This is a genomic window from Peribacillus asahii (assembly GCF_004006295.1).
GTDB classification, from domain to species: domain Bacteria; phylum Bacillota; class Bacilli; order Bacillales; family DSM-1321; genus Peribacillus; species Peribacillus asahii_A.
On record NZ_CP026095.1, the window covers coordinates 3,581,140 to 3,595,237 of the forward strand.

Annotated in this window: 14 protein-coding genes; 2 read left to right on the forward strand and 12 right to left on the reverse strand. The window is 38.8% G+C overall.

Annotated features, from left to right (window positions below):
- Positions 1-2: 2 nt before the first annotated feature.
- The 7 genes from yqfD to rpsU all read right to left on the reverse strand — a co-directional run bounded on the left by yqfD (position 3) and on the right by rpsU (position 5,646).
- Complete coding sequence (gene yqfD, locus BAOM_RS17675) at positions 3-1,190, reverse strand: sporulation protein YqfD (RefSeq protein WP_127761409.1); 1,188 nt, start codon at positions 1,188-1,190, stop codon at positions 3-5.
- Positions 1,191-1,206: 16 nt separating this feature from the next.
- A complete protein-coding gene (gene yqfC / locus BAOM_RS17680; RefSeq protein WP_127761410.1) occupies positions 1,207-1,491 on the reverse strand; it encodes a sporulation protein YqfC in 285 nt (94 codons plus the stop codon).
- 476 nt (positions 1,492-1,967) lie between these two features.
- Positions 1,968-2,468, reverse strand: a complete 501-nt coding sequence (locus BAOM_RS17685) for a hypothetical protein (protein WP_127761411.1) — start codon at positions 2,466-2,468, stop codon at positions 1,968-1,970.
- Positions 2,469-2,490: 22 nt separating this feature from the next.
- Complete coding sequence (floA, locus tag BAOM_RS17690) at positions 2,491-3,459, reverse strand: flotillin-like protein FloA (RefSeq protein ID WP_180319852.1); 969 nt, start codon at positions 3,457-3,459, stop codon at positions 2,491-2,493.
- A 41-nt stretch (positions 3,460-3,500) separates the two neighbouring features.
- A complete protein-coding gene (locus BAOM_RS17695; protein ID WP_306821272.1) occupies positions 3,501-4,808 on the reverse strand; it encodes an NfeD family protein in 1,308 nt (435 codons plus the stop codon).
- 206 nt (positions 4,809-5,014) lie between these two features.
- The gene (locus BAOM_RS17700) at positions 5,015-5,458 is read right to left on the reverse strand and encodes a GatB/YqeY domain-containing protein (protein WP_127762627.1); all 444 of its coding nucleotides are present in this window, start codon (positions 5,456-5,458) and stop codon (positions 5,015-5,017) included.
- A 14-nt stretch (positions 5,459-5,472) separates the two neighbouring features.
- Positions 5,473-5,646, reverse strand: coding sequence for a 30S ribosomal protein S21 (gene rpsU / locus BAOM_RS17705; RefSeq protein ID WP_119115575.1), 174 nt, complete (start codon positions 5,644-5,646; stop codon positions 5,473-5,475).
- Positions 5,647-5,873: 227 nt separating this feature from the next.
- Between rpsU and BAOM_RS17710 the strand changes: the two genes are divergently transcribed.
- Positions 5,874-6,794 carry a Na/Pi symporter gene (locus tag BAOM_RS17710; RefSeq protein WP_127761412.1) on the forward strand — a complete coding sequence of 307 codons (921 nt, stop codon included), beginning with the start codon at positions 5,874-5,876 and terminating at the stop codon, positions 6,792-6,794.
- Positions 6,795-6,936: 142 nt separating this feature from the next.
- Complete coding sequence (locus BAOM_RS17715; RefSeq protein ID WP_127761413.1) at positions 6,937-8,643, forward strand: choice-of-anchor I family protein; 1,707 nt, start codon at positions 6,937-6,939, stop codon at positions 8,641-8,643.
- Positions 8,644-8,907: 264 nt separating this feature from the next.
- On the opposite strand, the gene deoC is transcribed toward BAOM_RS17715, so the two are convergent.
- From deoC to dnaJ, 5 genes are all read right to left on the reverse strand, one after another.
- On the reverse strand, positions 8,908-9,579 hold the full coding sequence (gene deoC / locus BAOM_RS17720) for a deoxyribose-phosphate aldolase (RefSeq protein ID WP_127761414.1): 672 nt from the start codon (positions 9,577-9,579) through the stop codon (positions 8,908-8,910).
- A 166-nt stretch (positions 9,580-9,745) separates the two neighbouring features.
- Positions 9,746-11,086, reverse strand: a complete 1,341-nt coding sequence (gene mtaB / locus BAOM_RS17725; RefSeq protein WP_127761415.1) for a tRNA (N(6)-L-threonylcarbamoyladenosine(37)-C(2))-methylthiotransferase MtaB — start codon at positions 11,084-11,086, stop codon at positions 9,746-9,748.
- Positions 11,087-11,091: 5 nt separating this feature from the next.
- Positions 11,092-11,844 (reverse strand): 16S rRNA (uracil(1498)-N(3))-methyltransferase, encoded by a 753-nt coding sequence (locus BAOM_RS17730; protein WP_127761416.1) that lies wholly within the window; start codon positions 11,842-11,844, stop codon positions 11,092-11,094.
- A gap of 57 nt (positions 11,845-11,901) precedes the next feature.
- On the reverse strand, positions 11,902-12,843 hold the full coding sequence (prmA, locus tag BAOM_RS17735; RefSeq protein WP_127761417.1) for a 50S ribosomal protein L11 methyltransferase: 942 nt from the start codon (positions 12,841-12,843) through the stop codon (positions 11,902-11,904).
- Between the two features lie 21 nt (positions 12,844-12,864).
- On the reverse strand, positions 12,865-13,992 hold the full coding sequence (dnaJ, locus tag BAOM_RS17740) for a molecular chaperone DnaJ (protein ID WP_127761418.1): 1,128 nt from the start codon (positions 13,990-13,992) through the stop codon (positions 12,865-12,867).
- Between the last annotated feature and the right edge of the window lie 106 nt (positions 13,993-14,098).

The window sequence follows — 14,098 nt, forward strand, 5'->3', positions numbered from 1 at the left end:
CGTTAGTCTCCTTGAATGATTGATTGTCCTGTCGCTATATCTTCTATAACTTGGTAATGTATCGATAATTTAACTTTACCATTCTCTATCGATTGATGCAAAATTTTTTCGCCAATGATTTCCGCATCCTCTTCTACTCGTTTTTCAAGATTACTCCTTGCCATTTTCTTGCCTTCTGCAACAGCTTCCTTCTTGGTATAGACTCGCTTTATTTCCTCTTTACTTCTCCATGTCTTCTCTTTATAACTCACCGGTAATTTCCACTGTAAAAAGTACAGCGGCCGGATTGTTACTTCCTCTTCATAATCTGAATAGTCTGGTTTTACAAATCCCCAAATCGGGATAGATACATTCCAAAATTTTAAATAATGTTTTGTTTTTTCATCACCATTATAGACTGAGAATTTCGTTTCAAGCGGCACTTCCACCTTCGCTTTATACCATGTTTGTCCTTTAATAACGCCTTTTGCTGGCACAATTTCTGGTTTCTCTTCTGTACCGATAATACCTGAAACAAGCAGTTGTCCCTTTCCGACATAATCATTCACTTTAACAATCGATTTTCCTTTTTCAACAAACATCTCCGTAATGATTGCCTTTTTCTTGGAAACAAGATGCTGTGGCGATGTCGCTTCCACCTTTTTCGGTTGTTGTTTCTCAACGACTTGAAAATGAAAGGTCGTCCCTTTTAATTCCACACCCACCCATGTTAACTCCTCGATTTCATCTGATAGTTTACGCTGAATCGTATCCACATCATCAAGGTAGAACTGCAGCTTTCCTACTTTCACGCCCATTCTCTCTAACTCTTTACGAATCGCATGCTCCGTTTCAGGCTTAGCATTGTGGACTTCAATCCCCCAGACCATATTAGAGAGAATAAAAATAGAAAACAAAAAAGCAAATAAGCCTACTAAAAAACCGCTATTCTTTAAAACTCGCTTCCATAAGAACGGAACGCCCTTTCCATGTAAAAAGGTAACCTTGCAATCACTTTTGCGAACGATTTGACGTAGCTTTGGAATATCGCTTATCTCCATATAAAAAACAAGGGCCTCAGTGCCTATGCGCTTGACATCCCACACATGAAGCCCTCTTCTTGTTAAGCTATTAATCAAACGTTCTGTCCCTCTCCCGAATGCTTTTACTTTTACATAGCCTGTATAATAGTTTGTCCATTGGTTTTTCATCGGTACCTCCCAGGACTCATTCATTAATAAAAAGAACTTGTTCAATCTGACCCTCGAGCATAATCTCTTCAGGTAAAATCGTTTTTATAACAAAGGCTGAGCCTTTTATTAACAGTTGACCATGTTTAAGCATCAGCCTTACTTCACGATCGGTAAAGGCTAACAATCCCCGATGGTTTTCAATATAAATATGCAATTGTCCAATCATCGTGATTCGTGGAAGGTCCATTATGACATCTTCTGGAAGGTCTGCTTTTTTGACAATGAGCTGTTTTAATTGTTGCCCCCATTTACGCGCCATAAAAAAGAACCTCCTTTCATCTCAAATGTATGAAATTATTTATCAATATATGTATAAACATTTGTGATTTCAACAGACCGTATCAGCACGGATAATTATTACACTCAATATGTGGAAAAGGTATTAGCAGACAATGACGTTTACATTCTGATACCGCAGAAGCCCTATGACTTTAACGATGATGATAGATTGATGTTTGTTATGTGAAGTGTATAGCTTCTTAAGAAATACGTTTGATTGCTAAACGTTAAAAAGAGATAAACGTGAAGATGCTAAGCGTGGTGAATGGGGGCAGGGTGTCCCTTCGGTTGGATATACAATAGAAAAGAACAAGAAGCTTGAAATCATTAAATCGGAAATTAAATGGAAAAGGTGAGGTTTAAACTCCACCTCACCTAGATCACTTCCATTCAATTGTAATCATGCCTGTTAATTAAATGAGCCAAAAATCAACAGTATCATAAGCTTAAAAATTACTAACGACGAGATTGCCGCAAACTTCGCTTCGCCCTTGGAGGCCCAAGCACTTCAGACATAATAATACCATTGATTAATTCTTGTTTCCCAAATGAAAGCTCCTTATGATACACAGGGCTTTGATCATCTGAAATGACCTTCGCAGCAGCAGAAGCAATAGACGGTGTAGAAACAGCCGTTTCGGATTCCCTTTCTCGCTTCTGTTGTTCCTCATATGCCTGTTGAAGACGCTTTAATTCAGCAATTCTTCTTTCATCCTCTTCCTGTACTTCTACAGCTTCAGCAGATTGAACTGGCTTTGCTTCTTGAATAGGCTTTGCAGTCGTCTTCTCTTCCCACTCTTCCTGTATCTCTTGAATCACTTCTTGCCATTTCTTCTTCGGTGCTTCAGGTTGACGCGGTGAAGTTCGATTCGGCTCTTTCTTTTTCTTAAACATCGAAGAGAGGATACCAATTAAAATAATCAGTAGAAATGGATTCTCGAATAAAAACTCGAACATTTACACTCCTCCATTTCCCCTATTATGTTTCTTTTTGATCTTTAGAAATATTGCTAATTGAATCGCGCATGCTCGTATCAGCTGTGATATTTTGGATGTTCATATAATCCATCACACCAAGATTTCCTGTTTTTAATGCTTCTGCCATCGCAAGCGGTACTTCCGCTTCAGATTCTACTACCTTCGCTCTCATTTCCTGAACCCGAGCAACCATTTCTTGTTCTAAGGCTACAGCCATCGCACGACGTTCTTCGGCCTTCGCTTGAGCGATTTTTTTATCCGCTTCCGCTTGGTCTGTTTGAAGAATCGCCCCAATATTTTTTCCGATATCTACATCCGCAATATCAATCGATAAGATTTCAAACGCTGTACCAGCATCTAACCCTTTAGTTAAAACCGTTCTCGAAATTAAATCCGGGTTTTCCAACACCTTTTTATGATTGTCAGACGAACCGATTGTTGAAACAATCCCTTCACCAACACGGGCAATAATCGTTTCTTCACCAGCACCACCGACTAAGCGCTCAATATTCGCTCGAACAGTAATTCTTGCTTTTGCTTTTACCTCAATTCCATCCATCGCAACACCAGAAATAAATGGCGTTTCAATTACTTTTGGATTAACGCTCATTTGCACAGCTTCTAATACATCACGGCCTGCAAGATCAATGGCTGCACCTCGTTCAAAAGGCAATACGATATTTGCACGTTCAGCAGCAATTAACGCATTCACAACTCGGTCTACATTCCCACCAGCTAAATAATGACTTTCTAATTGATTCGTCTTTACTCCAAGACCTGCCTTGTGTGCTTTAATTAACGGATTCACAACACGGCTTGGAATAACGCGACGCAACCTCATCCCAATCAATGTAAAAATACTCACTTTAACACCAGCTGCTAAAGCTGAAATCCAAAGCATCACTGGTACAAATGTAAAAAATACAGCCAATACCACAATAATTGCAATAACAGCCACGATTAAAAAGATTGTATCTGCTCCTAACACTATTTCATCCTCCTCTGCGTTCTTTAATTTTCTGGAACTTCTCGAACGACAATTCGAGACCCTTCTACTTTCACCACTTTAACACTAGAACCTTTTAAAATAAAACTTCCCTCAGACACGACATCTAGTCTTTCTTCATTGATAATTGCCGTACCAGCAGGCCTTAAATCAGTTACCGCTTTCCCTTGCATCCCAATCAATTCTGTTCGATTCGGATTACTTACATACCCTTGTTCCGTGTTCGTTGAATCAGTTAATATCATTTTTCTAAAAAATTTCATCTTTTTCCCAAACACCTTTACTAATAGAATGGATAAACAAATAGACACTGTCAGCGCAATTAACAACGAAATTGTTATATGGACTGGATCACTCGCTGCCAAAAATAAGCTTCCAACAACCGCAGTAAGGCCTAATAAACCTGCAATCCCTCCTGGAATAAAGAATTCCAATATAACTAGAACTATACCAAGTATAAACAGCACGAGCGTTTCATAACCTGTTAGCCCGGCAACAAGATGTCCATAAAAGAACAAGACTAATGAAAGCACACCTATAAGCCCAGGAAAAATTAATCCTGGAGAAAATATCTCAATCACAATCCCTATACCAGCAAGCGTTAATAAAAGAGGGATAACATACGGATTCGTTAAAAAACGAGCAAGCTTTTCAGGAAAACTTTCTTCAAGTGAACGAATATCTGCATCCTCTATTCCTAGTATACTATACAGTTCCGCTTTCCCTGAGACCGTACCCTCACTATATCCCGCCTTTTTTGCTTGTTTAGCTGTGAAGGTTAACAGTTTTCCCTTCTCGGCTCCATACTCCGGCAAATCAAGATTTTCGTCCGCCATCGCTTTTGCATAGATGGGGTCACGTCCATTTTGTTCAGCAGCTGTAGCCATAGCCGCTAACCAATATGATTGCGCTTTCTTGTCCGCTGCATTTCCAGCTGAATCAATCACAGCAGCTGACCCCATTGTCGCACTTGGCACCATATAAATTTCATCCGCACTTAGCGAGATATACGCCCCAGCAGATAAAGCACGATTATTCACATAAGCAACCGTCTTGACTGATGTATCTGTTAATAATTTTGCAATTTCCCCAGCAGCATCGACCGCACCACCTGGCGTATTCACTTCAAAAATAACAAGATCCGCCTGAGCTGACTCCGCTGTATCTAAAGCTCTCTCTAAAAAAGCAGCCAAGCCTTTTTCAACGGTCGCTTCCACTGGCACAACATACACGACCTTATCTTTTGCAGATGCAAAGGGCACTAGTAAAAATATCATAAGGCAAAAAAGAAAAACAACACGCCAACTTCTCAACGAGACTCCTCCTTTCCCGTTTTTTAAATTTCTATACTTAACAGTACGATTCACTTTTAAAAAAGTTTCAGATAAAGTTTCAAAATATAAAGTTTTTTCGAGATTACCAAACAAATCAGAAGAATTTCTTTAAAGAAGCGTTCCTCAAGTTTAGCTTATATACAGCAAAAAACCACAGGCATACGCCTGCGGCTTAGGTTTTGAGTTTAAGATAGATGTTGTTGTACTAATTTATTAACCAGAGAACCATCTGCTTTGCCTTTTACTTTAGGCATTAAAGCACTCATAACTCTCCCCATATCTGCTTTAGATGTGGCATTTACTTCTTCAATTGTTTGTTTAACAATTGAAGATATTTCTTCTGCTGAAAGTTGCTCCGGCATATATGCCTCAACGTAACCTATTTCGATACGGATTTTATCCACGAGATCGGTACGATCTGCATTTGCAAACTCATTGAGGGAGTCTTTGCGTTGTTTTAATTCGCGAGAGAGCACTGTCAATTCTTCTTCTTCTGTTAATTCTTGTCTTAGCTTTAACGCTTCATTTTGAAGCGAAGCTTTTAACATGCGAATAACAGAGAGTTTGTCCTTTTCTTTGTTCTTCATCGCTTGTTTCATATCATTATTTAAACGCTCGAGAAGACTCATCATTCCACCCTCTCTTAGAATTTACGTTTTCTTGCAGCTTCAGACTTTTTCTTACGTTTTACGCTTGGCTTTTCATAAAATTCACGCTTTCTAGCTTCCTGAAGCGATCCTGATTTAGATACAGTACGTTTGAAACGACGAAGAGCATCTTCAAGCGATTCGTTTTTACGAACAACGGTTTTAGACATCTCTTTCCCTCCCTCCGAAAACAACACACTAACTTATATTCGCAACATGTTATACATGTACTAAACAATTATAATATATCATTTTTAACAGGTCAACCAATAAAACAAAACTTATTTCAAAAGCGCAAACAGAACTTAAATAGACAGCTATGCATCTTTTGAAATTTTTCCTATTTAGAAGTTATTTCCTCATTTACTTAGCCATAACATGATAAGGAGGTGGAGGCATGTACAATTTATTTTTATTTCTTTTATTTATTGGAATCTTCTTAGCTGGAATGGCTGTACTTCGAATGGGTTTATTCCACTTATCCGGAGAAGCCTTACAAGCTCTCTTATTAAAACTAACAAATAAACCGTGGAAAGGATTTCTTACCGGGATTGGCTTTACCGGATTGTTACAAAGCAGTTCCGCTGTAATGGTGATGACAGTCGGCTTCGTATCCGCTGGCAGTTTAACGTTCCCACAAACAATCGGTATTATCCTTGGGACAAACATTGGTTCAACCTTCATTACGGAGTTTTTAACATTTTCTCTAGATTCCCTCATCATTCCTGGTCTTATTTGTGGAGCCTGTTTAACTTGTATTCCTCATCTTGTCTTACGAAGCAGCGGAATTGCCTTCATCGGCCTAAGTGCCATATTTGCGGCCATGAGCGGCTTTAAATATTTATCATCACCGATTGCAAGCTATCCAATTGTTCAAACCCTCCTAATAGAGATGAAGGAGCATTGGATTATCGGCTTACTAGTGGGGATTGTGTTAACAGCTTGCATCCATTCTAGCTCAGCCGTTATCGGTATGGCGATGAGCTTTTTAGCAAGCGGGGAGCTATCCGTTTCCTCAGCCATTATTATTATGCTCGGCTCGAATATCGGCACATGTATTACAGGCTACATGGCGAGCATCGGTTCAGGTAAAGAAGCAACCTTCACCGCCTATGCTCATATATGGCTAAATGTCTTAGGCGTTTTTGCCTTTCTTCCATTGGTTAATCAATTAGAACAACTCGCTGCCTATTTTACAACAAATCCAGCAACACAGCTTGCCCATGCTAGCGTCCTATTTAATGTTATAACCTCTGTGATTGTGCTTCCTTTTGCTAAACATTTTGCAAAATTTATTTTATTTTTACATCACCGTTAACAATTTATTGTAAAGAATTCATCTTGAGATTTTTAATGAATTCTTTATGATTTCTTTACTTATTTGTGGTATTTCTTTTTTTATTTTCCAATTAAAATGCAGATAACATCGTATACATTTTAATTGGAAAAGGAGTATAAATATGCTCAAAAAATTACATCCCTTTAAGAAAACACTTCCCTATGCATTAGCTATCTCTTTATTAATACCTAGCACAATTGTAGAAGCACAAGAAACAACCAGTTCGATACATACAAAGCCCACAAGTTTCAATAACACACTAGAAATTTCGAAAATCGCTGGTTATAGTACTGGGGCTACGGACGAAGAAGGTGGAGTAGCCGAAATTATTAAGTACAATCCCGATAATAAAAAGTTTTACCTCGTTAATGGAAAAACACAAACGCTTGATATCGTTAGCTTAAAAAACTTGACTTCCAATAGAGGTCAATCATTAGCAAAAGAAAAATCAATCGATATCGCCAAAGCTGTTAATACAAAATCTTTTACGTACGGAGATTTAACAAGCATTGATATTAATACAAAAAAGAAAGTGATTGTTGCTGCTGTTCAAGAAAAGGATTATACAAAAAGCGGAAAGATTGTCGTGATGGACTATACAGGAAAGGTTCTAAAAACTTTTCATACTGGTGTTCAGCCTGACATGATTAAAATGAGTAAAGATGGCTCCTATATTTTAACCGCAGATGAAGGCGAACCAAGAAAAGGCCTAGTAAATGGAATAGATCCCGAAGGTTCAGTCACTATTGTTCAGTATCCATCTGGAAAAACAAAGCAAGTTAAGTTTAATGATACTAAAGTCATTGCTGACGATGTATATATACGAAATAAGGCAGAGAAACAAAACGCTATTAAAGATTTAGAACCAGAATATATTGCATTGTCCGCTAATAACAAAAAAGCATATGTCACACTTCAAGAAAACAATGCAGTTGCAACTATTGATATAAAGAAAGGAAAAGTACAATCTGTGAAATCCTTAGGTTTTAAAGATCATTCTTTACCTCAGAATGCATTGGATGCAGCAAGAGATGACAAAATCAATATTACTACTTTACCTATACTAGGGGCCTATATGCCAGACTCTATTGCTGAAGTAACTATCAATGGTATCAGCTATCTCATAACAGCGAATGAAGGAGATGCTACAGAATGGGAGGAATTCGTAAATGTCTCAGAATTTAAGGACATAAAAGATACAATCACTATTAGAGAAGGTACATTTCAAGGCATGACAAAACAGGAAGCTGAAAATAAACTAGAAATGATGAAAAATGATTCAGCTTATAACAAATTAGAGGTCATTCAAGACATGGGAAATGATGCCGTTTATACTTATGGCGGACGCTCCTTCTCTATCTGGAAAGCTGATACAATGGAATTGGTTTTTGACAGTGGCAGTGACTTCGAAAGCATTACAGCTCAACGATATCCAAACTATTTTAACTGGTCGAATGACGATAATATAATGGATAAAAGAAGCGTTAAAAAGGGGCCAGAGCCGGAAGATATAAAGATTGGAAAAGTCGATGGTAAATTATTCGCATTTATTGGACTTGAACGAATTGGCGGAATCATGACCTATGATATTTCTGATCCGACTAATCCTGTATTTGTAAATTATTTAAATACGAGAGATTTTAGCCAAAGTATCGCAGGCGATGTTTCACCCGAGGGACTTGAATTCATCCCCGCACACATGAGCCCAACTCTAAAGCCATTGATTTTAGCAGGATATGAAGTAAGCGGAACCGCTTCAATCAATGAGATGAATAGCAAACCATTTAATTCTTCAAAGTTAAAACTACCATTAAAGTATATGCAATAAACAAAGCAGGAAATAAACCATCCAAAGTAATGAGGGTTAGCCAGTAAAACACAGAAGCACCTTGGTCACAAACCCAAAGGTGCAGTTGTTTCTTGACTTCACTGGCCGAGCAAATCGCGACTTCGGGAGACTAGACACTTACGTTTAGGTCGAGACATTCACCCCAATTTACAGGGATTTCACAATCTCCTATGAAGAAAAAGGAGAAGAGGCAGTTACCGCTCTCTTCTCCTTTTTTATATGACATTCCAAAAACACACTCACTTAATAATCCGTTTTAGCTGTTAATCCATTCACAATAGCGACACCGGCACTTGCGCCAATACGCGTTGCCCCTGCTGCAATGACATCCTGGGCATCCTTTGTATTCCGAACACCGCCTGATGCTTTAACGCCAATACCAGACCCTACAGTGGCTCTCATTAAAGCGACATCCTCAACAGTTGCTCCACCTGTTGAAAACCCTGTCGATGTTTTAACAAAATCGATTCCTGCTTTTACCGCAAGCTCACACGCGCGTACTTTTTCTTCTTTTGTTAATAGCGATGTTTCAATAATTGCTTTCGTTAGCGCTTTGCCTTTCGCCGCATCTACAACAGCACGAATATCACGTTCAACTAATTCATCATTTTGATCTTTTAACGCCCCAATATTAATGACCATGTCCACTTCTTGTGCACCATTTTCAATAGCATTTACTGTTTCAAAAGCCTTTACTTCCGGCGTATTGGCACCTAATGGAAAGCCAATTACCGTACATACCTTTACAGTTGAACCTTGGAGCAGCTCACTTGAATACTTTATCCAAGTAGGATTCACGCAAACAGAAGCAAACTTATATTCTTTTGCTTCTTTACATAATACTTCTATTTGTTCTTTTGTAGCATCCGCTTTTAATAGTGTATGATCAATAAGACTGGCTATTTCAACCGTCATAGGTGATTCTCCTTTCAAATAAAGAGACTTTGTTATACTATCTTTTATCATAACATACTTCAGTTATTTAGAAGATATACACTTAATTGAGATAACTTTTTTGAGGCTGCTAATCATGAAAACAGAGAAAACTCTACTAATAAAAAGACAGCGAAAAATCGCTGTCTTACCCATTTACTACTTGTTGAATTGGAAAATCTTTCATGACTGTTACGAATTGCCCTTCATTATATGGATAGCCGGCTTTCGTAATTTTCACTTTCACAATTTGTCCAACCATTTCTTCTGTTGCTTCAAACTGAACTTTTAAATAGTTGTCTGTATATCCTTCAAACAAGCCATTTTCTAGCTGTTCTTCAGGAATCACTTCAAGCACTTCTCCTTCAAACTGCGATGCATATTCTTTAGCTAGTTGATTCGAAAGCTCTATAAGACGATGTACTCGTTCATTTTTGATTTCTTCATCCACTTGATTATCCATTCTTGCTGCTGGAGTACCTGTTCGCTTTGAATACGGGAAAACGTGAAGCTCAGAAAATTTATGCTCTTTAATAAAGTTATATGTGTCCATAAACTCTTCTTCTGTTTCACCAGGGAAGCCTACAATGACATCGGATGTTACCGCAAGATTAGGTAAGGCCTTTTTTAGCTTTACTAAGCGGTCTGCAAAGAATTCCATTGTATATTTACGTCTCATTCGTTTCAATACTGTATCAGAACCAGATTGAATCGGAATATGCAAATGGTTTACAACTTTTTTCGAATTCGCTAACACTTCAATTACTTCATCTGTAATTTGACTTGCTTCAATAGAAGAAATACGAATACGTTTCAACCCTTCTACTTGTTCTTCTAATTCACGTAAAAGCATCGCCAAGTTATAGTCTTTCATATCTTCACCATAACCGCCTGTATGAATCCCTGTTAAGACGATTTCTTTATACCCTGCCTCAACAAGCTGTTGTGCTTGATGAATAACTTCTTTTGGATCGCGTGAACGCATTAAACCGCGCGCCCAAGGAATAATACAAAATGTACAGAAGTTATTGCAGCCCTCTTGAATTTTCAGCGATGCACGTGTACGATCTGTGAATGCTGGCACATCCAATTCTTCGTACACACGATTTTTCATAATATTACCGACTGCATTAATCGGCTCACGTTCTTCTTTGTATTGTTCAATATAGTCAAGCATCTTCACACGATCTTGAGTACCTACTACAATATCTACACCTGGAATGGCCATAATTTCAGCTGGAGACGTTTGCGCATAACAGCCTGTTACAGCAATGACTGCGTCTGGATTTTTACGAACGGCGCGACGAATTACTTGGCGACTTTTCTTATCACCTGTATTCGTAACCGTACATGTGTTAATAACATATACGTCTGCCATGCTTTCAAACTCAACCCGTTCATAACCTGCTGATTTAAATAATTGCCAAATGGCTTCTGTTTCATAATGGTTTACTTTACATCCTAATGTATGAAAAGCGACCGAAGACATTTTCATCACCTCAATAATTCTACATGATAAGAAACAGCAGCAAGAGCATACAATGGTGCTGTTTCTGTTCTTAAAATTCTTGGACCTAAACCGCAAGCAGCAAATCCTGCCTCACTTAGCTTCTCTACTTCCTCTGTAGTCAATCCACCTTCAGGACCGAAAACAAAAAGAATAGACTGTCCTCGTTTTGCTTCCGTTAATACTTTCGCAAGCCTGGCTGTTTCACCACGTTTGGCTTCTTCTTCAAAAGCAATAAGTTTGTAATCAAAGTTTTTCGCATACTGAATCAATTGCGAAACTGTCATTTGTTCTTTGACAGCAGGCAATACAGAGCGATGTGACTGTTCTGCTGCTTCTTTCGCAATCTTTTGCAAGCGTTCAATTTTTTTACTAGCCTTTTTGCTGTCCCATTTTACCACTGAACGAGCCGCAATAAAAGGGATAAACTCTAGGGCACCTAATTCGGTTCCTTTTTGAACAATATAGTCTAGCTTATCCCCTTTTGGCAGACCGCTCGCGATGGTTACGTGAACTGGTAATTCCTTTTCTTCATTCTTCCATTCTATAACAGCTCCAACTACTGCATCATTGGTAATTTCTGAAATTTTCGCAATAGCTGTTTGTCCATCTTTATTGACAACGATAATTTCTGCACCAGGCTCCATTCGCATAACTCGTGTAATATGATGATAATCATCACCTGTAATCCTAATGTTCTGCTCATTAACTTGTTTATTTTCAAGGAAATATCGCTGCACACTTCAACACCTCTAACCCTTAAGAAAATGGCGCTGTTACAGCGCCACTTCCTCATATTATGCATTTCTTTTGGCAATAATTGCAACCCAGTCTTCCATTTGAATCGTTTCTTCAATCGTAAAACCTGATGCTACAATCGCTGCTTTTACATCATCTTTCTTAGGTTGAATAATTCCAGAAGCAACGAAATAACCGCCCGGCTTTACAACTTTTGCTACATCATCCGTAAAACGCATAATGACTTCTGCTAAAATATTGGCAACGACAATATCCGCTTGTTCCTCTACTCCATCCAATAAATTGCCTTGTGAAACATGTACACGCTCTTGCACTTTATTTAATTTCACATTAATATTCGCAGAGCGAACCGCTACCTCATCTAAATCAAGTGCCTGAACTTGTTTAGCTTCTAATAATGCCGCAGCAATACTCAATACACCTGAACCTGTTCCAACATCAACTACTAAATCGCCTTTTTGCACCGTCCGCTCTAACGCTTGAATACACATAACCGTTGTTGGGTGCGTACCTGTACCAAAAGCCATACCAGGGTCTAGTTCGATAATGAGCTCATCACTGCTGACTGGTTCATATTCTTCCCACGTTGGAACAATCGTAAAACGTTCTGAAATTTTAACCGGATTATAGTACTTTTTCCAAGCCGTTGCCCATTCTTCTTCATTTACTTCACTAATAGAAACCGCATTTCGACCAAGGTCGATATCAAATAAAAGCAAGTTATTAATCGCTAATTTAATCTCTTCAACTGTTTCACCTAAAAAGCTATTGACCGGCAAGTATGCTTTTACAAGCACACCTTCATCCGGATAATCAGCTGGATTCAGCTGGTAGATTTCACCAAAGACATTTTCCCGTTCTTTGATTAATTCTAGAGGATCTTCAATGACAACACCGCTTGCACCTGCCTCATGAAGAATATTCGAAACAGGTTCAACCGCTTCATTTGTTGTATGGATTGCAATTTCCGACCACTTCATATCTACCAACTCCCAATTCTATTACTCGCCTTTAAGGGCCCTTTTTAATTTTGAAAAGAAACCATCTTCTTGTTCATCTGGTGATTCACCGCTAATTTCGGAAAATTCACGAAGAAGCTGCTTTTGTTTTTCTGTTAATTTTTTCGGTGTTACGACCAGGATGACCACATGTTGATCGCCTTGCCCATACCCTCTTACATTTGAAACACCTTTTCCTTTTAAACGGAAACGAGTTCCTGTTTGTGTGCCTGCTGGAACTTTCAATTTCACCTTACCATGTAAAGTCGGTACTTCTATTTCATCACCTAATGCAGCTTGTGCGAATGTAATTGGCATTTCGCAGTAAATATCGTCCCCATCGCGCTCAAAAAATTCATGATCTCGAACATGGAAGACAACATATAAATCACCCGCTGGACCGCCGTTAACACCTGGCTCCCCTTGGCCTGATACGCGAAGTTGTTGACCATCATCGATTCCTGCCGGCACTTTAACTTGAATTTTTTTACGTTTTTTAATTTTACCTATTCCGCTGCACGTCGTACATTTATTAGGAATATGTTTACCTGTTCCTCTACACACGTTACATGTTCGACGATTCACAACACGGCCAAAAGCAGTGTTTTGTTCTACATTAATTTGACCTGAGCCATGACATTGTGAACATGTCTCAACTTTCGTTCCTGGTTTAGCCCCCGTACCGCTACATGTACCGCAGTTTTCTTCACGTGGAATTTCGATTTCCGTTTCTTTACCAAAAGCCGCTTCCTCGAAAGATAACGTCATCGTATATTGTAAATCGGCTCCTTGACGTGGAGCGTTAGGGTCACGTCGACGTCCGCCACCACCGCCAAAAAACGTGCTAAAAATATCTTCAAACCCGCCGAAACCACCAAAATCTTGGCCTCCAAACCCACCAAAGCCTTGATTAGGATCCGTATGACCAAATTGGTCATAATGCGCTTTTTTCTGTTCATCGCTTAATACTTCATAAGCTTCCTTAATTTCCTTAAACTTATCCGCCGCATCTGGTTCCTTATTAATATCAGGATGATATTGTTTGGAGAGTTTTCGATACGCTTTTTTAATTTCGTCTTTCGATGCGCTTTTGGAAACACCAAGCACCTCGTAGTAATCGCGTTTACTCATAGTTTATCCACTCCCGATTCGTTTCACATAAATTTTATATTATCACTGATTCAAGCTGTAAAGCAATAAGAAAAGCATAGGTGGCTCGAACAGCTCGTGAAGAAAA